This is a genomic window from Chryseobacterium jejuense (assembly GCF_900100075.1).
Classification (GTDB): Bacteria; Bacteroidota; Bacteroidia; order Flavobacteriales; family Weeksellaceae; genus Chryseobacterium; species Chryseobacterium jejuense.
This window is the reverse complement of the sequence record NZ_FNEG01000003.1, coordinates 166,513-185,796: the sequence shown is the minus strand read 5'-3', so window position 1 is coordinate 185,796 and position 19,284 is coordinate 166,513. Positions and strand designations below refer to the sequence as shown.

Below are 19,284 nucleotides of genomic sequence, written 5' to 3'. Positions count from 1 at the left end.
CAGCGTGCAAAGATAGTGAATTTTAAGGGAGTTTCATAATAAAAAAATCTGTCAGCATTCTGACAGATTTTCAAGCAGTTTTTGTTTCACCGATGATTTTTATGGATTATTTCCTGTGGCATCCTGAGCCAATGGTACGTCATTCGGTGCTTCCTGCAAAGTTCTATCTAAAGTAAATAAAGACTCGTCTGTTGCTCTGTCTCCCCCTGCAATTTTTAATTTATCAATCAAGTTATGAGCTAATGTTTCTTCTTCAATCTGTTCCTGTACAAACCACTGCATAAAATTCCATGTGGCCCAGTCTTTTTCATCCATGGAAAGGTCCACAATTTTGTAAATGGCCGTTGTGTTGTCTACTTCATGTTTGAAAACACCTTCAAAACAAGCGGTCAATGTTTTAGGATCAGCCGGAGGTTTCGGAATAGCATCTACTTTGGGTTTTCCACCCCTGTTTAAAATGTACTCCATGAATTTGATCGAATGGTTTCTTTCTTCCTGAGCGTGTCGGTAGAGAAAATTGGCAATTCCCTGATAGCCTTTGTCATCGGCCCAAATTCCATACGATAGAAAAACGTGTGATGCATGAATCTCCTTGTTCATCTGATCACTAAGTGCTTTTTCCACATTTGCGGAAAGTCTGTTAGTATTCATAATGTTATATTTTGGTGATTATAAGACTGTTCATGCAAAAATGATTCCGCGAAGGTTTTTATTTTACTTAAAAATACATAAGTTCAAATTATATCATATTGATTTTCTTTGTTTTAAATTAATAATTTATAGCTATTCTAAAATAAAAAGATAGGAATGACAAAGTGCATGGATACACTAAACATTCTGTTGGTTATTCCGTAGAAGGCCCAATAATATCGATAAAAAAAGGTTCAACTTGAAGTTGAACCCTTTATATTGTTAAAACTTTAATGGCTTTTTACTACCACTTTCAGTTTTTCTTTATTTGATCTTTTTAGCCATATAATCACTTTCGTTTCCTAATCTGTCGATGGCTTTAATGGCTACTCCATTCAGTTTTTTACCATTTTTGAATTTAGGAATATCTTTGAAAAGAACATCCAATGGTAAAATTTCTGTTTGCCATACTCCGTCATATTGAGTAAAAAGTACCCACTGGAAAACTTCTGATGCATTTTTTGTACTCCATCTCGTCTGTGCAAAGCTGCCATTATCACTAATAAATAATGTTGGAGTCTGCAATGGAACTGCTTTAATCCATGGAGATTTAGGAACTAATGCTTTTTCGCTGTATGGACCGTTTTTCAGAGTCGGAAGCATTCCCGGATTTTTAGTTAATCCTGCAATACTCCAGTGAATTTCACCTGCATCATTCTTTAATATTTGTCTGGAAATCTCAATTTGGTTCTTGATTTCTGTTGGACGATCATAGGTTTTAATCTCAACAGTATTCAAACCTGGCCATAAGTGACGCTTCATTGTATTTTCTGACTGCCACCAGTTTAGCAACGCCTCGAAACCTTGTCCTTTTGAATCAATCGGCCAATATAATTGTGGTGAAAAATAGTCTACCCAGCCTCTGTTTAACCATAATTTGGCATCTGCATACAGTTCATCAAACTGAGAAGACCCTACAATTCCCGCCGGATATCCAGGTTTCCAGATTCCAAATGGACTGATTCCAAATCTTACATTATTTTTTTCTGCGTGAATTTCTTTATAGATACGTTCTACAAATTTGTTTACGTTATCTCTTCTCCAGTCTGCTCTTGATAAAGTTCCGCCACTGTTTTGATAAGTGCTCCACGTTGCATAATCCGGAAAATCTGCACCTTTGTTGTAAGCAGCGTATGGATAGAAATAATCATCAAAGTGAATGGCATCAATATCATATCTTTTCACAATATCCTTTACTACGTTAGATACGTGATCCTGTGTTTTCGGATTAGCCGGATCAAACCAATACATCCCGTTTTTTAATCTCACTACAAGGTCAGACATTCTGTTGGCCATAGACATCTTATTCACTGTACCACCGTTGGTATGATGGGCACGATAAGGATTTAACCAAACATGTAACTCCAAGCCTCTTTTGTGAGCTTCTTCTATCCAGAATAATAACGGATCATAGCTTGGATAAGGCGCTGTACCTGTTTCTCCGGTTAAAAAGTAAGACCAAGGTTCAATATTACTTGTATATAAAGCATCTGCAGAAGGTCTGATCTGAAAAATAGCAGCATTGAAGTTATTATCTTTCAGCATATCCAGCATACTGATAGCTTCTGCTTTCTGCTGCTCTACGGTAAGGTTGTTTTTTGATGGCCAGTTGATATTGGCAACGCTGGCAATCCATGCGCCACGGAATTCTCTTTTGATCTCAGGAAGAGTGGTTCTGAACGTTTCTTCCGTTGAAGTTCCTGTTGCAGGCTTTACCGCTACTGGAGGTTTGGGCTGGGTTGTATTATTGGTATTAGGTTTTGTTGTATTTTTAACAGGAGGAGTCTTCGTAACATTGTTCTGAACGGAACATGAGGTACTGTAAGACGCAAGAACTCCCAATAAAACGATAAGTTTTAATTTATTCACTTTCATAGCCGTAAAACTACTTTAAATTATATTTTGATATTTCGGATATTCTTTTGAAAAAATAAACAATTTTTCCGATTACTTAGCAAAAAAGCCTCGAAAAATTCGAGGCTTTTCTATATGATATTGATTTTAAATCAGGACTGATTAAGCTTTCCCTGATCTTTCAACTCTTTTTCTTTCTTCTTCAGAAAGTAATTTCTTTCTCATTCTGATAAAGTTTGGAGTAACCTCGATTGCTTCATCAGCTTGGATATATTCCATACATTCTTCAAGAGAGAATAAGATTTTTGGTGCAACACCTGTATCTTTATCTTTTCCAGAAGCTCTCATGTTATTCAACTGTTTTGCTTCAACGATGTTTACAACCAAGTCACCCGGTTTGTTTTGCTCACCGATAACCATACCTGCATAGATCTCCTCACCCGGATCAACATAGAACTTACCTCTATCCTGTAATTTAGCGATAGAATATTCTGTAGCTGGACCTTGAGTTTTGCTGATCAATACCCCATTACTTCTTCCAGGAATAGCACCTTTGAAAGGCTTGTATTCTGTAAAACGGTGTGCCATAATAGCCTCACCAGCAGTAGCTGTTAACATTTGAGAACGTAATCCGATCAAACCTCTTGAAGGAATTTCGAATTCCATGTGCTGCATTTCACCTTTAGTTTCCATAATGTGAAGGTCACCTTTTCTCTGAGTTGCTAAGTCGATAACTCTTGAAGCATATTCTTCAGGAACGTCAACAACTAAAGATTCATAAGGCTCACAGCTAACTCCATCAACCTCTCTCAAGATAACCTGTGGCTGACCAATTGTCATTTCATACCCTTCTCTTCTCATTGTTTCAATTAAAACTGACAAGTGAAGAATACCTCTACCGAATACTAAGAATGTGTTAGCGTCATCAGTCTGCTGAACTCTTAATGCTAAGTTTTTCTCTAATTCTTTGTATAGTCTTTCTTTCAGGTGATTTGAAGTTACATATTTACCGTCTTTACCGAAGAAAGGTGAATTGTTAATTGAGAACGTCATGTTCAACGTAGGCTCATCAATTGCAGTTCTTTCCAATGGTTCAGGGTTTTCAAGATCTACGAAAGAATCTCCGATCTGGAAAGCATCAAAACCTACTACCGCACAGATATCTCCTGCTTGTACTTCAGTTACTTTTTTCTTCCCTAAACCTTCGAAAACGTATAATTCTTTTACTTTTCCTTTTACAACTTTTCCATCTGCCTGAGCAAGACCGATCCACTGAGACTCTTTAAGCTCTCCTCTTGTTACTTTTCCGATTGCAATTCTTCCTAAGAAAGAAGAGAAATCTAATGAAGTAATCTGCATCTGAAGATTTCCTTCAGTTACTTTAGGCTCAGGAACATATTGTAAAATACCATCTAATAATGGCATAATATCTTCAGTTTGCTCTAATGAAGTGTTGAACCAACCTTGTTTTGAAGATCCATAGAATGTAGGGAAATCCAATTGTTCTTCTGTAGCCTCAAGGTTGAAGAACAAATCAAATACTTTATCATGAACTTCATCAGGACGACAGTTTGGCTTATCTACTTTGTTGATAACCACTAATGGTCTTAGTCCTAATTCTAAAGCTTTCTGAAGTACGAATCTTGTTTGTGGCATTGGTCCTTCAAACGCATCCACTAACAGGATAACTCCGTCAGCCATTTTTAATACTCTCTCTACTTCTCCACCGAAATCCGCGTGACCAGGAGTATCAATTACGTTAATTTTAGTGTCTTTATAAGTAACAGAAATATTCTTGGATAAGATGGTGATCCCTCTCTCTCTTTCAAGATCATTGTTATCCATAATTAATTCTCCACTCTCCTGATTTTCTCTGAAAATATTGGTAGCATGGATGATTTTGTCAACCAAAGTCGTCTTCCCGTGGTCAACGTGTGCGATAATCGCAATATTTCTAATGTTTTGCATATAGGATTTTTACGAGTGCAAAAATAGTGATTTTTAATGAAAAACAATTCTATTAAATAAATAATTAATATTCTGTTTAAAATACACGTTTACAGAGGCATAAAAAAAGAGTGTTCTAAAACACTCTTGAGTTACTATATACATAAAGACGAATCACATGGATCTACGGCAGGTGCACTTCCACATATAATGTCCATATCATTACAATTACTGGAGAACCCTGTAGGCCATCCCCATCTCACTGCACAAGTATCCGGATCCTTACATCTTACCATTCCTTTTGCAATTCCACCTGTAAGCATTTTCATTTCGCTTCTTCCCATTTTTTTAAGATTTTTCATAGTTGTAAAGTTTTTGATTGTTGAATGATAAATGTAAGAAAAAACCGGGTTCAAAAATATTTTTGAAAAGTTCATTGTATTCTTTTAGGTACTATTCTATTTAAATATAACACGTCAAGTTCTGACGCTATCCCCCATTAACTTTGTTTTAGAAGTTTTCCTGCAGGAAACAGAATATTAATAACATCAAAGAAGCAAATTTTATGATTTTAACGAATGAATTTTTCTCGCCTACAAGTACAATTCCTGATCAGGCCATAATAGAACTGATTGATGAATTTACTTTTGAACCTTATATTTATGTACAATATATTCCTCCGGCTCCTACTTCTACTAATCCATCACCTATTCAGCCTTTTGTAGACGGTATTGTCCGCAGAAAACGAAATAACATTTATTACCTGAACAAAACAGTTCATGACAGTGGTGAGCCTGTAGATGTGGGGATTTTTGGAGCAAAAGGAGATGGTGAGACTGATGATACTGAAAGTATTAACAATGCTGTTTTATACCTCTCAGCTGTAGGAAAAGGCGCCCTAAAGTTTAATGGAAGTAAGACTTATCTTATCAACCAAACCATCTACATCACCTCCAATATAATTTTTTACTGTAATGGAGCTACTTTCTCAGGAAATGCTGCGCGTGATAATACTATTATGGAAACAGCCTATTTAGAAACGGTTTCAGATCAAGTTAAACGCTTGCTGCCCAACCTTAACATCAAATATGGCACTCATGTTATTGTTTCATCTCAAATTAAAGATGCCAATTTTGTTAGTTGTGGAACAGGTCTACATTTTGTCAATTTTTGTCATGGATGTTCTCTGGAAAACATTACTTTTTCTGACTGTATATCTGCTATAAAATTCGACAACTGTTTTTATACTGTTTTGAAAAATATTATAGCAACCCATGTGTCAAGAGAAATTCCCGTTCCTGATGAGTATTGTTATCAATTTCTTGGACAGAATAACGCATTACTTTTAGAACGGATGACAGCTACCAGAAATTTAGGATTTTTGTTTACCAATGGTACTACCGCCACCACTATTATTTCACCAACAACAGAAGGTGGAAATACAGGAATGAAGTTTGAGCAAGACTGCCTGGGGATTACCATTAACGGATTATATGCAGAATATATCAAAGATGTAATTGATTTATCAGATGTCCGTACTGGAAATTTTGAAATTTCTAATTGCTATTTTAATTTTACAGATCGGCCATTAATAGGTCCTGATCTTTTTGGACCACCCAATAATGGTAAAGAAGACAGAGAGGTAACTGGCAGCTGGAGCAACAATAGTATCGTTAATATTAACGGAGTATATAAAGGTTATACTTACAGAGGTCTTATGGATGTTTCTCAGGAAAGAAATTATATAAAATATGAACTTCCCACTTACGAAGGTGACGGAAGTCTTCCTTCCAATTGGATTGTAGGAGATTTTACCAATATTACTTCCTATGGCCATGTAAAAGCCAGTGATAGTAAAGCCATCGGAAACATAAAAAGGCAATTTGGAGTGATTCCGGTCACCAGAAGCGGTAATGTGGGTGATGGAAAAGAAGGAATTATCCCGGATTGTACTCATGAGGTGATGGGCGCTGATCCTTCTAATTTTGGGATTAAAATTAAAACAAAAATTAAATTCCAGGAATACATGATGTTTGCAAAATACAATATTTATATAGGAACTTACTCGTATGGCAGATGGTTTTATGGGGATATTTTCGGAAAAAACTTATCCTCCAAAGATGTTGGAAATACACAGATAACCTCCATTGAAAATGAAAACGGTCTTCTGGTTATTACAATAACCGGATTCAATGAACCTAATCTAAACTATTTCATTCAGGGAAATGTACAACTTATTGTTTAATAAAATGGCACCTCAGAAGAGGTGTCTTTTATATCAATGCCTTATCAAACGATATAACAATACCACATCAATTAAAACCACAATGAAAAATTTCACCAGAAAAGATTTTTTGGATACTTTATGATTAAAGATAACCATTCCTGAAGCAGCCCCCACAATCCCTATCAACGAAAGACCTAAGAGAACATTCTCGGAAATTCGCCACTGATGTCTTTTGGCCTGAAGTTTATCAAATCCAAAAACTCCAAAGGTAATAAGGTTAGCGATCAACAGAAAAGGAATCATACTACAATTAATTTCTGCAAAAATAAAATTTAATTTATATCTGGGAAAGTTCCAAAGCTAACGATAGTAACTCTCCCCCCCTATTTGCAATGTTTATCAAAATAAGATTTTATAAATTTGCTGCCCATAAAAATGAATGCATGACAGTACATGATTTAGCAGGAACCTATTCTATTAAAGGAAGTAACCAGGAAGAGTCAGACAAATTTTCTTATCATGGTACCTTAATTTTATCTGTTGATGAAAATGCCCGTATTATTGCCCAATGGATAATTGGTGATCATCTACAGAATGGAACGGGATTCTATAAAGACCGTATCTTAGTGCTTAACTTTAACTATGAAGGTGATGATCACAACATTTATAAAGGTGTTGCGGTATATCGTTGCTTAAGTAAAAATGTATTAGATGGCTTTTGGTCTGAAAAACATGGGAATCCTTTGTATTTGGGGAGTGAGTATTGTGTGAGAATTGAGAATCCGATTTTTTTGAATTGAGGGTTGGATATTAACAAATCTACATATAATGAAAAACTCCTGAGAGATTTCTCAGGAGTTTTTTATTCTTATAGTATATTATTTCTCACTATTTTTTTTCTAATTCACTAATAATTTCTCTAAAGCTTGTCAATCCCGCTTCAATATTGTCTATAATCTCCAAAGCCAAAACATCAGGATCTGGCAAATTATCTAAATCGGTTAAACTTTGGTCTTTAACCCAAAAAATATCTAAACTCGTTTTATCTCGAGCAATGATTTCATCATAATTGTATTTTCTCCATCGACCATCGGGGGTTTCTTCACTCCATGTTTCTTGGCGCTTGTTAATATTTACAGGATTATAGCATTTAACAAAATCTAATAAATCATTTTCTGATAATGGTTTTTTCTTTAAAGTATGATGCACGTTAGTACGATAATCATATATCCACACATCTTTCGTCCAAGCTTCCTTATTCGCTGGTTTGTTGTTAAAGAACAATACATTTGCTTTTACACCATTTGCATAGAATATTCCTGTTGGTAAACGCAAAATAGTATGTAATTCTGTTGTTTTTAGTAGTTGTTTTCTAATCTCTTCTCCAGCACCTCCTTCAAACAGTACATTGTCTGGTAATACAACTGCCGCTTCTCCATCAACTTTCATCAATGATTTGATGTGCTGTAAAAAATTCAGCTGTTTATTACTTGTTGTTTCCCAAAAGTCCTGACGGTTATAACTGATGTCTTCTTTCTCAATATCACCATCTTCATTAGTAACCGTCATACCACTTTTCTTTCCAAAAGGTGGATTAGCCAAAATATAGTCATAAGTTTGGCTTTCAGCAGCAATTAGTGCATCGTTCGATTTCACCAATGGCTCAGCGTCTATCTCACCAATTCCGTGCAAGTACAAATTCATCAAACACATTCTACGTGTGCTGGCAACAATTTCATTTCCGTGAAAAGTACTATTCTTTAAGAACATTTTTTCTTCTTTATCCAGCTTATTATTTTCAGTAATCCAATCATAAGATGCTAAGAAAAAACCTCCTGAACCACATGCCGGATCTATGATTGTTTTCATTGGCTTTGGTTGTACACATGCTACCATTGTTTTAATCAAAGCACGAGGTGTAAAATACTGTCCTGCACCCGACTTGGTATCTTCAGCGTTTTTCTCAAGCAAACCTTCATAAATGGTTCCTTTAATATCAGCTCCCATCATACTCCAATCTTCTTTGCTGATAAGAAAGATAATACGTTGAAGATTCGCTGGATCTTGTATTTTATTTTGACTTTTTACATAAATCTGCCCCAGCATTCCCTTTTCTGAGCCTAAAGATCTTAATGCCTGAATATAGAACGATTCCAGCTCAGCGCCATTTTTTGATGTAAGATTCTCCCAAGAACAGATTTCTGCATTTTCTATTTCATTACCTTCAATATCTTTCAATCTCGGTAATTCTAAATTTCTGTTATATGGAGGTTTATTTAATTCATCCACCATTTTAAGGAATAGTAAATATGTTATCTGTTCAAGATAATCACCATATCCAACTCCATCGTGGCGCATTACATTCGCCAGGTTCCATATTTTTGATACTATTGCTGCTTCTGTCATTATTATTTTTTTACAGGAATTAAATCTTTGCTTTTTAAATCATTTATAACGTCCTTAACTTTATCTCTTAAAACAACTAGATTGTCTTGCAATGAATTTTCATTATGAATATAAAAATTAGTCTTACGCCACTTTTTATCATCTTGTTTTATATACCCTTCCCATTTCAGCACATCTAAAATTGCATCATCAGCTAAATCTTTATAAAAAACCTCCAAATACCAGCTCCCTTTTTCTTGATAAACCAAGTCTATAGTCAATCTAGGAATTTCATCAAAGAATACTAAAATCTGGTCATCGAGAATTACGACATCCAAATATGCAGTTCGTAATTGATGCTGTCGGAAATAGCCATTACATATACCAAAATTCTCAAAAACTTTCACGGCCAAATAGCTGTCACCTGCTGTTTGCTTTTCCTTATTAATTAGTATTATATCTGCTATATTCTCATTTTTTATGAAATGATTGTTTTCGCAATGATTGAGTACGTTAGCATAATGGATAAAATAATATCTCCAATCGAATTCATTATTAAAAAGAGGCTTTTTAATAAGAAAATTATCTTGCAAGCTAACATTCCCCGTCCATTGATCCAAAACACCTGTGAAGTTATTATTACCTAAAACACGACTAAGCCAGCCCCGATTATCTTTAATTAAGTTATATTTTTCTCCATAATTACTACCACCAGACAAACTATTGAAATCGAAATATGTTAATATGTACCTGCGTAGAATCTTACTATTTAAATTTCGTTCAAGGGATGTATTTTCAGAACTAATAAAAATGTTTTTCAACACTAAAATAATTTTTTCTACCTGATCAACATCAAATTGAGCATCTAAAGATATCTTTGCTAGTTCAAATAATATATCAGATCGACCTTCCAATAATTCCTGAAACTTATAGTCAAAATATAGTTTTTCTACGAACTTTAAAAACACAGGATTTTTATTTGATAAATCCAGTTTTTCAAATTCGTGGGCATTGTAAAATGAGTTTTCCTTTGTTTCAGATTTCAGTAAATCAGCATCTTCAAGATTTTCCACGAATGCTAACGCATTGATAATATTTACTGTTGGGTCGTCTACAACTTTTCTAGTGTGTGATTGATTTACGATGAATAATCTAAAATAAAGTAATTTTTCGCTATCCGGCGAAAACTTTAAATGATAGTACCAAACAGGCAAGTAGCGAAATAATGTCCTAAAAATATAAACCTGATCACTTTTAATGCGTAAAAAATAATCCTCCTCATAATGCTTCACTTGGCTATCCCAAAGTAGCATTGCTTTCAGAGACGAAAATGATTTTTTAAGAAAAGCTATATCCAAGTACTGTATCTGAAAATCTTTTAGATTCTCAAAGTTATTCAAGTCACTTGCCGATAGTTTTCCAAGTTCTTGTTTTTTTAAGAGTGATGAAAAGTATAAAAACTCCTCAAAGCCTTTATCAGCATTTTCATTATCATATCTGTATTCAAAAAAGAAATCTTGCCAATCTTCCCAAAGTTTTCCAGCATTTTTTTTCTTTTCTTTTGGTTCTTTTTCAATTAAAGATGCTCTTAATTTTTCTTGATGAGACAAGTGAAATCCGCGACTGTTCATATATAAATACAAACTTTCACCTTGATCGCTCAGTTTTGTATCAAAATAATTAAACTCAATATAATTTTCTACATAATCTAGTAATCTAAAAAGTTCTTCTTTCTCTGATATTTTGTTGATTTGATTATAGATGTAATCATAATTTTTAATGATATTATTTACCGTCTTATCATTCTTGTAAGCTTGACTAAAGTAATTTTTGTTTTCTGTAAAATTCCTGCCCGCTAGTGTATCATCTAAAAATAAACGTAAAAATTCAAAAGCAGATTCTCTAACTTTATAATCTATTTTTGGCAAATTATTTTCGTAATAATTCTTTATAAACTTATCTTGAATTTCGGCTTTCACATATATCGCCAGTAAAATCAGATAAAAGGACGTTAAGCGTTGTTGTCCATCTATTAAGAAAAACTTACCCGGCATTTCTTTGTCGTGATATGCATAAACAAAACCCATTTTAGTTTTACTAATCAGAATATGATAAGTCTTCTCCAAATAGGAGGAAACTGAAGAATGTTCAATTTGCTTATCATTTTCAAAGATTATGATATTCGATGTCGTCTTGTTTAAAAATTTTTTGAAAAAACTATTCCAAACCTTTTCTATCTCATTTGGCGACCACACATAATCTCTCTGCAATTCTGGTATTAGAAATTGTTCTATTTCGTTGTGCGTCAAAAGTTCCCGTAAACTATATTTTCCTGTTTTCATTATTTAGTTTTTGATGGTTACTTGATTCACAATTTTCACCAGTTGTTTATAAGCATTTATAATCCATAGAGCATTGCTATCAATGTCTTGTTGATTCCATTCCGTTAAATTTGTTGTAAAGCTAATTACGGGATCTTTCTCATCTGCATTATTCAATAATTTTGAAACAGCATTAATGGTATGTTGCGGAACAAAAGATCCGCCTGAGATTAAATTGAGTAACAATTTTCTTTTTTTAGGAAAAATGTAATTCTGCAAGGTACTGTTACTACCTGAGGTTAGCAAGGCTAAATTGCCTAGTTGATGCTCATCAATATCTTGTTGTGCGACCAAATAACGTTCTTCTTCTGAGAGTGCCTCTTTTAGCTTAATTTTGATTGCTATTGGATCATTGATGTCTTCAAACTTAAGATTGGAAAACCAATCGTAATATTCTTCATAATCAGCTTGCGAACAATCGGGATTTTGAGGATAAATGTGTTCTATGCTCCAGTTATGTTTTCTATATGATTTAAAATCAAAACGATTACTAAAGTCAATACAGACTTTACCTTCTATTTTTTTTAGCGTAAAAATATTTAGTGCCAATAAAATAGTATTTAACTTTCGTCTTTTTTTAGGATCAGAATAGTTAAGTTCACTAATTTCAAATTCTTCTAATTGGAGTATTTTTTTTAAATGGTCGTAGAGTTTTTCTTTAACTGCTACAGATCCTAACTGTAAGATTTGATTTATATTTCCTCTTGTACTAGTATAAAATCCAATTAAATTGTACAATTCATTATCTGAAAACCAATTTATTAATCGCTTACTGGTCTGATAAATATCTATAAGTTTTGCTTCTGCCTTTGATTGATTGGTTAGGTGCTCGTTATACAAATTAAAAAGAAGATAATCATCTACTACATTTTTTACAGATAAATTATTGAGAGACTGATGAAATTCTTTCACTACAGTTTCTTTAGAATTTTCAACTATTTCTCTTGGCCTCAATGCATTTAATAGTGAGTTGATGCCAGTGTTTTTTTCTTTAGTATTTACAATTGGCATAGCATTAAAAAACAATTGGTTTTGAGTAGTATCAAGCAACCAATTATCTATATCGTCCCAATTCCGAGCGATAAGATTTCGTTGTTCTTGTATCTCGATAAAAGAGGTTTTATGATTTTCTGGTCTTGTGGATTTCGTAAAAAGTAACCCCTTAATCAAATAGTAGTTAGTTAAATCAACCTTATTATCATTTAAGTTAGAAAAAATCTCTTCTGCCGAGGTCATTTCATCTTCTAAATTAATAATGATCTTAACTTTTTGCTTGCAATACTCATAAAAACCTTTTGCTTCATCTTGTAAAAGTTCTAAAAAATTTTTGATACATTCTTTAGCGTGATAGATATAATAGAGGTCTTGATGCTTTTTAAGTAATAATGCTGTTGATTCGTCTTTATCACAAAAATCCAACACCTCATCGAAGATTGCCCTACCAAGATATCGTTCATAAGTTACTTTATCTTCAGTGATATTTTCAAAACCAAACCCTTTTGCAAATGAGTAAAAGAGTAAGCTAATAGTGGTTAACCGTTGTTGCCCATCAATTATCTCTAACCAACTTTTTTGCTCATCATTTTTTTTGATAGTAATATATTGAAGGTAATATTCTGGAGCATTTTCTTGATAAGCATTGTATATATCGGTTAGAAATTGTGGAACTTGATCATTTGCTCCAAAAGATTTCCATTTGTAACCTCTTTGATAAGCACCAATATAATATTTTTCAGCCTGTAAACTATCTAGCAGTTCGTCTGATAAAAACAAATCTTCAAGGGAATAAATAAATTCTTTCATTGATATTTCTAAGACTTCTTCTTTTTTGGGAAAGGAACGATTGTTCCATAACCTATTGGTATCAAATCATTTTTACGCATCCATTCAATCGCTTTAAAAAAACGGTCTCTTGCAATCTTCAACTTTCGTTCAGACCAATTTTCTCTTGATTCGTAAACAATTCCTTCATCTGATGGATTAGTATTTCCACTTAGTATTAAATTATTCCATCCTGCATACGTGGTTGCGATAATTTCTGCCGCTTCCAGATCGAAATTTAAAAATAATGCAATTAAAGCATCCAGTTGTTCATTCTTTTCAATTGAAATTGCAGAGTGTAATTTCGCAATGGCTTTATCAGAATTTTTTCCAGAAGAATAAGAATATCCAATTGGTTTCTTTTCAACAGCAAAGTAACCAGCCATTTTTGCCCGATGTTCTACTTTCTTTAAATGTGGATAATCATCGGGACCAGCTGCATCTTTTACAGGTTGTCTGCCTAATGGAATTTGTAAATGATATTCTACTAAATGAGAAATCTTCTCACATTTAATGTGACTTAACTTATCTAAAGAATTAGGGTTTTCTTCGTGAATCTTAACTACTTTGGCAATTAAACCTGCGTGAATATCTGCTGATACCTTTACAATAGGCGTTTCTTTTTTTGTGACAACTACAGGTGCAACTACTTTCTTTTTGTTCGATTTTACCTTAGTCTCAGTTTGCTCCGTTTTTATTCTTTCCAGCAACACACTCGCAGGTTCATAATCAGTAGCTAGTTTACATTCTGCCAATTCCTGTGCAGTTAACAAATTACCCTCAAATGCTTTTTTAAGAATGCTTTGGCGCAAAGCTTCTGCTTTTTCTAAACTTTCTTTGATGTTTTGTTCTATGGAATCACAAACAGATAAACGGGATTCGATTTGTTTAACGATTTCATTTTGTACTGAAAGTAAAGGGAATGGTACTAAAGTTTCTTTGATAGCATTCATTCCGACATTTCCTTGTCCAGTATTTCCGGTTTCTGCCGAGAAGAAATCATCTTTAAAATAATCTGTAGAAAAGTAGTGCAAATAGTACTTTGGGTTGCAATCTTGATTAAACCTTATTGCTGCTAAGCGCTGATTTAGTAAAAGATTTTCATTTTTAATGACAGCTGCAAAGCCGTAATCTCTTTTATTTCTTGTTCCAGTAAGTGATATTACAATGTCATTCTCTTTTAAAAGATATTTTCTTGTCTTATCAGTTAGTTTATTAACAAAAACAGGATTAGAATCTAACCTAATTAAATCAGGTCTAACATTCCCAATTCTAATAACTTGATAAATTCCTTTTTCTAAAAAATCAGGACTTTTAAAAGCAAATCCTCCAATTGCATCAGAAATATTGATTAATTCCTGTTCTTTTTCCTCTCCCTCAAAAGCCTTTTTCAAAACCGCCTGCCTGTAAATCTTTAATTGTTGTTGTACTTTTTTTAAATCGGTAACACCGGCATCTAAACTGCTAAATAAACTTTCTAACTTCTTAACAATGGCTCGTTGCTCGGGAAGGGGTGGAAGAGAGAGAATATAATTTTGAATAAACTTTGTTGATACCCTAGGAAGATTGACGCCACTTGTATTGTTTGACATCTCATTCACAAAATTTCTACTCAACATATATAGATGTATCAATTTAGAATTTACCGCCTTTGATATATCGAAAACTAATATATCTGTAGAACATACTCCTGACTCTTTTGATAGGTAACACTTATTTAAATATGGTCGCAATTTACCGTATAAAATTTGATTTGGATGGAACTTATTTTTATCAGTAAAGATTTTTTCTACTCCAACATTATTAGTCAGAATTCCCAAATTCTTCTCTATATGTTCTAAACCTATATAAAATATATCATCGCCACCACTACCTTTATATTTATCAGATGTAAGAAACAAAACTTCTCCCAACTTACACTCTATCCAATCTTCTCTCATTATGCAGCTAACGCTTCATTTAATTCATTAATAATACTGTCCATTTCGTTACCAAATAATTGGTACATTTTTCCTCTTCCGCCTTTAGAATCAAATGGGGTGTAATCCAAATCATCTAATTCTATATGATAAGAACTTACAATATGGTCTTTTATCATTCTTAGCCATTCCATCTGCTCAGTACTGAACCGATTATGCTGTCCCGCATTTTGCGCAAATATCCATTTTTTGAAGTTTTCGTCTATGGTTTTATCAAAAGGTTTCAGTTCTTCATCAATACCACAAACCTTTCTAATTAAGGAAACCAAAGTTGTTAATTCATCTTTTGGACAATCACCTTTTACTTCTTCAATACTTGCATAGGCGTTCCAAATATTTGAGGGTGCAAATATCGGCTTTTCTACCTTTATTTTATCCATCAATTCCTTAATCATTTTAAAAGTGATATCTCTTCTGTTGTATGACTGGTTATAGAAAATACTTAATGCTTGTATTTCATCTATATTAGCTTTTAGATATTCACTGAAATCATTAATCAGAATTTTGGCTTTATCCACAGATTCTGTATCCCATTCAGATTTTATGACTTCATCTGTATTAATATGATCGATAATTTGGTCGTGTTGCTTTCGTACATTATCTATATAATCATTCAACTTGCCATTAAAAGTTAACGATGCTGTTTTGAGTAGTTCTTCCTGTGCTTCTATTTTAGCCTGTTCTTGTTTTTCAGGAGTACGCTCATCAACAGGAATTCTTTCTATGATCTCTTTAGCTTTATCAGCAATGATATCATTATCAAAAGCTTCTATCAATTCTCGCGTCATCTGCTTTAAGCTCTTGCCCTTAGCTAATTCTTCTATCTTTTCTTTTTCAGAATCGGTCAATTGTTTTTCCAATCGTATCAGTCGGTTAGCCAAAGATAGAAATACATCCTCTTCCTTCACACCCATTGTCACAGCTTGCAATAAATCTTTTAAAGGAATGCTTGGCTTGCGTTCCAATGGTCGGCTATCCGTCTTTTTAGATTTCGTTGCTCCCACCGCATCTACTATAACAAAATGGGTTTTAGAGTCTGCTGTTTTGGTGACCAACTTTAATTTATCTGATGAGATCGTACGGGTTCCACGCCCTTTCATCTGTTCAAAATAATTGGTACTTCGTACATCACGCATAAAAAGTAAAACTTCCAAAGGTTTTACATCAGTTCCTGTAGCAATCATATCTACCGTAACTGCAATACGTGGATTATAGCGATTTCTAAAATTATTTAGTACCGTTTTTGGCTTTTCATCATTTTTATAAGTTACTTTCTTGCAGAAATCATTACCTTCATCAAATACTTCGCGGATAATATTGATAATGTCATCAGCGTGACTATCAGTTTTAGCAAAGACTAAAGTTTTTGGTACTTCATATTCCCCATTTTCATCAATTCTCTTCGGGAAAATTTCTTTCTCTAAAGCGTCTTTATACGCTTTGATAACAGTTCTTATCTGGTTAGGACTAACAACCTTTTTATCCAAATCATTTCTGAAATATTCCGTATCTTCATCCTGTTGTTCCCAACGCTTGGCTCTTGAAAGTTTATCCCTTTTATCTACAAACCATCCTTTTTCAATCAAACCACCTCTTGTTGAAATTTCAGTTTCAATTAAATAAACATCATAAGGAACATTTACCCCGTCAATTACAGAATTTTCATAAGTATATTCACTCACTACATTCTGATTAAAGAAACCAAAAGTTCTTTTATCAGGGGTAGCTGTTAAACCTACTAAGAAAGCATCATAATAATCTAAAACCTGTTTCCAAAGATTATAAATAGAACGGTGACATTCATCTACTATAATAAAATCAAATTGTTCGATAGGGACTTTTGGATTATACTCAACAGGAACTGCTTCTTTTTTCGTTAGCTGGTTGCTCATCCACGAAGAGTTTTCGTTTGGATTAAGTTCATCCTCATCTTCCGCCATCTCTTCTCCACGCAAAATAGAATACATTCTCTGAATAGTAGAAATACAAACCTGGCTTTCATCAGCAATATAACTGGAAGTGAGTCTTTGAACATTGTATAATTCTGTGAACTTACGATTATCATCTTGAGGTTGATACGCTCTGAATTCCTGCTCTGCTTGTTCTCCTAAGTTCTTCGTATCTACTAAAAATAATATACGTTTTGCTTTTGCAAACTTTAGTAGACGATAAATAAAAGTAGCAGCAGTAAAGGTTTTCCCAGCACCTGTAGCCATCTGAATCAAAGCTTTCGGACGATTGCCTTTAAATGATTTTTCGAGATTATTAATTGCTATAATCTGAGCAGGACGCAATCCTGTTTCATCCAGTACAGGATAATCAAAGAATCTATCTCTTAAACTTTTTTCTTTCTTAGACCATTCTAATAAAGTTTCTGGTTTATGAAAATAGAATAATTCTCTTCCTCTTGGCTTAGGATCAGTATAATCTGTAAATCTTGTAATTACACCTGTACTTTCATAAACATACTTTAATCCTTCCGTATTTTTGAAAAATTTAATCTCAGCATTAGCATAATCTGTAGACTGTTCTTCAACTGTGGTAAGACGATACCCTTCATCTTCCTTTTTCGCCTCAATCACCCCCAAAGGCTTTTGATTAACAAAAAGCATATAATCTACAGGACCAACACTCGTTGGATACTCACGAATGGCCATTCCAATTCCAACACTAAAGTCTATATCTTTCTTTGATTGAACAAACCAACCTGCTCTACGCAGCATTTCATCAATTCTGTCTCTGACTTGTTGTTCAGGATTTTGATTCATATTGAGTCACGGATTTTGAGTTTTTTTCAAATATAACCAAAAAAACTATTTTCACAATTACAAGAATCTTCAATTATATCAATAAAAAGATATATTTCATGTTGTTTTTTAGTAATTTTAAATCAATCGGTAATATTACTTTGCAACTTTCAAAGAAATATTCAGATAATAAAAAAACTCCATCCTTTCAGCTGCAAATCAAGATTAAATCATCATCAAAGCTTCTAAATTGGAACTTTTACAGGTAATTGCTCCCACTATGGTGTCCAGATAAGTTTACGCTCATTTCTTTTCTCACATAATAATTGTTGCAACCCAATAAAAACTTCAATTCCAAAAAACAAAAAAGCTGCTTCCCAAAGAAAGCAGCCCATAGATTATTGATAAATCTAAAAATTATTTTTTAGCTTTTACATCGATAGCAATTTCGATGTCTTTGCTGATCATCCATTCTGCAGGATCTGCTTCAGAAGTTCCGAATTTGATTCCCCAATCTGCTCTGTTTACTGTAAATTTAGCCTGAATAGCCGCTGAGTTTTCAGCTACATCTACTTTAGCCGGGAAAGTAACATTCATTGTTTTTCCAGATAATGTAAGATTTCCGCTTACTGTTTTATTAGCTCCTGCTACAGCGTCTTTTGGTGCATCTTTCAAATCTGCAACACTTGTAATTTTGAAATCTGAAGTAGGGTTTTTCGCTACATCAAAGAAATCAGGATTTTTAAGGTGTGCTTCAAGATCTGCTGGCTTTTTATCTTTTTCAGTTACTGAAGCCGGATCTACTTTGATTGAATTCATATCAATGATAAAGTTTCCTGCGGAAACCTGACCTCCGTCAACACTGATATCTCCAGACTTTACAGCAAGTGTTCCCCAACGAGGAGCCATTCCTCCTTTATGGAAAGCTTTCCAGTTTACTACAGAAGCTGCTGCATCTACTGCCAAAGTTTCACCTTTGCTTTCTGCTACGGTTTGTTCCTGAGCTGTTGCTGCAGTATCTGCAGATTTTCCTTTATCACATGATGCTAAAAGCAATCCTACTCCTACTAATGCAATTACACTAATTTTTTTCATATTATTGAACTGTTTAAAAAAGTTTGTTGTTTTCGGATACAAAAATAGAAAAACCATATGGTCTCTCTCTTATCATACATCAAGAAATGTAATTTTTCTTACCAATGTTAGGAATTATAACATGGTAAGAAATAAACGAAAACTGAAAGCATTTATTT

The 19,284-nt window shown here is 33.7% G+C and carries 13 protein-coding genes; 2 read left to right on the top strand and 11 right to left on the bottom strand.

What is annotated here, in order from left to right; genetic code table 11:
* Positions 1 to 99: 99 nt before the first annotated feature.
* The 4 genes from BLS98_RS09940 to BLS98_RS09925 all read right to left on the bottom strand — a co-directional run bounded on the left by BLS98_RS09940 (position 100) and on the right by BLS98_RS09925 (position 4,853).
* On the bottom strand, positions 100 to 651 hold the full coding sequence (locus BLS98_RS09940; RefSeq protein ID WP_089736056.1) for a ferritin: 552 nt from the start codon (positions 649 to 651) through the stop codon (positions 100 to 102).
* Positions 652 to 954: 303 nt separating this feature from the next.
* A complete protein-coding gene (locus tag BLS98_RS09935; RefSeq protein WP_089736054.1) occupies positions 955 to 2,565 on the bottom strand; it encodes a glycoside hydrolase family 10-like protein in 1,611 nt (536 codons plus the stop codon).
* 141 nt (positions 2,566 to 2,706) lie between these two features.
* Positions 2,707 to 4,512: a translational GTPase TypA gene (gene typA, locus BLS98_RS09930; protein ID WP_089736051.1), complete on the bottom strand. Its 1,806-nt coding sequence runs from the start codon at positions 4,510 to 4,512 to the stop codon at positions 2,707 to 2,709.
* Positions 4,513 to 4,646: 134 nt separating this feature from the next.
* Positions 4,647 to 4,853, bottom strand: a complete 207-nt coding sequence (locus tag BLS98_RS09925) for a hypothetical protein (RefSeq protein WP_139166098.1) — start codon at positions 4,851 to 4,853, stop codon at positions 4,647 to 4,649.
* A 203-nt stretch (positions 4,854 to 5,056) separates the two neighbouring features.
* Here BLS98_RS09925 and BLS98_RS09920 point away from each other — a divergent pair, with 203 nt between their 5' ends.
* Positions 5,057 to 6,736, top strand: a complete 1,680-nt coding sequence (locus tag BLS98_RS09920; protein WP_089736047.1) for a pectate lyase family protein — start codon at positions 5,057 to 5,059, stop codon at positions 6,734 to 6,736.
* Positions 6,737 to 6,769: 33 nt separating this feature from the next.
* Here BLS98_RS09920 and BLS98_RS09915 read toward each other — a convergent pair whose 3' ends face one another.
* Positions 6,770 to 7,021: a DUF1294 domain-containing protein gene (locus BLS98_RS09915; RefSeq protein ID WP_089736045.1), complete on the bottom strand. Its 252-nt coding sequence runs from the start codon at positions 7,019 to 7,021 to the stop codon at positions 6,770 to 6,772.
* Positions 7,022 to 7,161: 140 nt separating this feature from the next.
* Here BLS98_RS09915 and BLS98_RS09910 point away from each other — a divergent pair, with 140 nt between their 5' ends.
* Entirely contained in the window at positions 7,162 to 7,518 is a 357-nt protein-coding gene (locus BLS98_RS09910; protein ID WP_089736811.1) for a hypothetical protein, read from the top strand.
* A gap of 88 nt (positions 7,519 to 7,606) precedes the next feature.
* Here the strand turns inward: BLS98_RS09910 and BLS98_RS09905 are convergent, their stop codons facing one another.
* The 6 genes from BLS98_RS09905 to BLS98_RS09880 all read right to left on the bottom strand — a co-directional run bounded on the left by BLS98_RS09905 (position 7,607) and on the right by BLS98_RS09880 (position 19,126).
* Positions 7,607 to 9,124, bottom strand: coding sequence for a class I SAM-dependent DNA methyltransferase (locus tag BLS98_RS09905; RefSeq protein ID WP_089736044.1), 1,518 nt, complete (start codon positions 9,122 to 9,124; stop codon positions 7,607 to 7,609).
* 2 nt (positions 9,125 to 9,126) lie between these two features.
* Positions 9,127 to 11,445 (bottom strand): DUF262 domain-containing protein, encoded by a 2,319-nt coding sequence (locus BLS98_RS09900; RefSeq protein WP_089736042.1) that lies wholly within the window; start codon positions 11,443 to 11,445, stop codon positions 9,127 to 9,129.
* Positions 11,446 to 11,448: 3 nt separating this feature from the next.
* On the bottom strand, positions 11,449 to 13,287 hold the full coding sequence (locus tag BLS98_RS09895; RefSeq protein WP_089736040.1) for a DUF262 domain-containing protein: 1,839 nt from the start codon (positions 13,285 to 13,287) through the stop codon (positions 11,449 to 11,451).
* An 8-nt stretch (positions 13,288 to 13,295) separates the two neighbouring features.
* On the bottom strand, positions 13,296 to 15,245 hold the full coding sequence (locus BLS98_RS23050) for a restriction endonuclease subunit S (protein ID WP_111994753.1): 1,950 nt from the start codon (positions 15,243 to 15,245) through the stop codon (positions 13,296 to 13,298).
* On the bottom strand, positions 15,245 to 18,052 hold the full coding sequence (locus BLS98_RS09885; protein ID WP_089736039.1) for a type I restriction endonuclease subunit R: 2,808 nt from the start codon (positions 18,050 to 18,052) through the stop codon (positions 15,245 to 15,247). The genes BLS98_RS23050 and BLS98_RS09885 overlap by 1 nt, the downstream gene beginning before the upstream one ends.
* A 396-nt stretch (positions 18,053 to 18,448) precedes the next feature.
* Entirely contained in the window at positions 18,449 to 19,126 is a 678-nt protein-coding gene (locus tag BLS98_RS09880; protein ID WP_089736810.1) for a YceI family protein, read from the bottom strand.
* Positions 19,127 to 19,284: the final 158 nt, after the last annotated feature.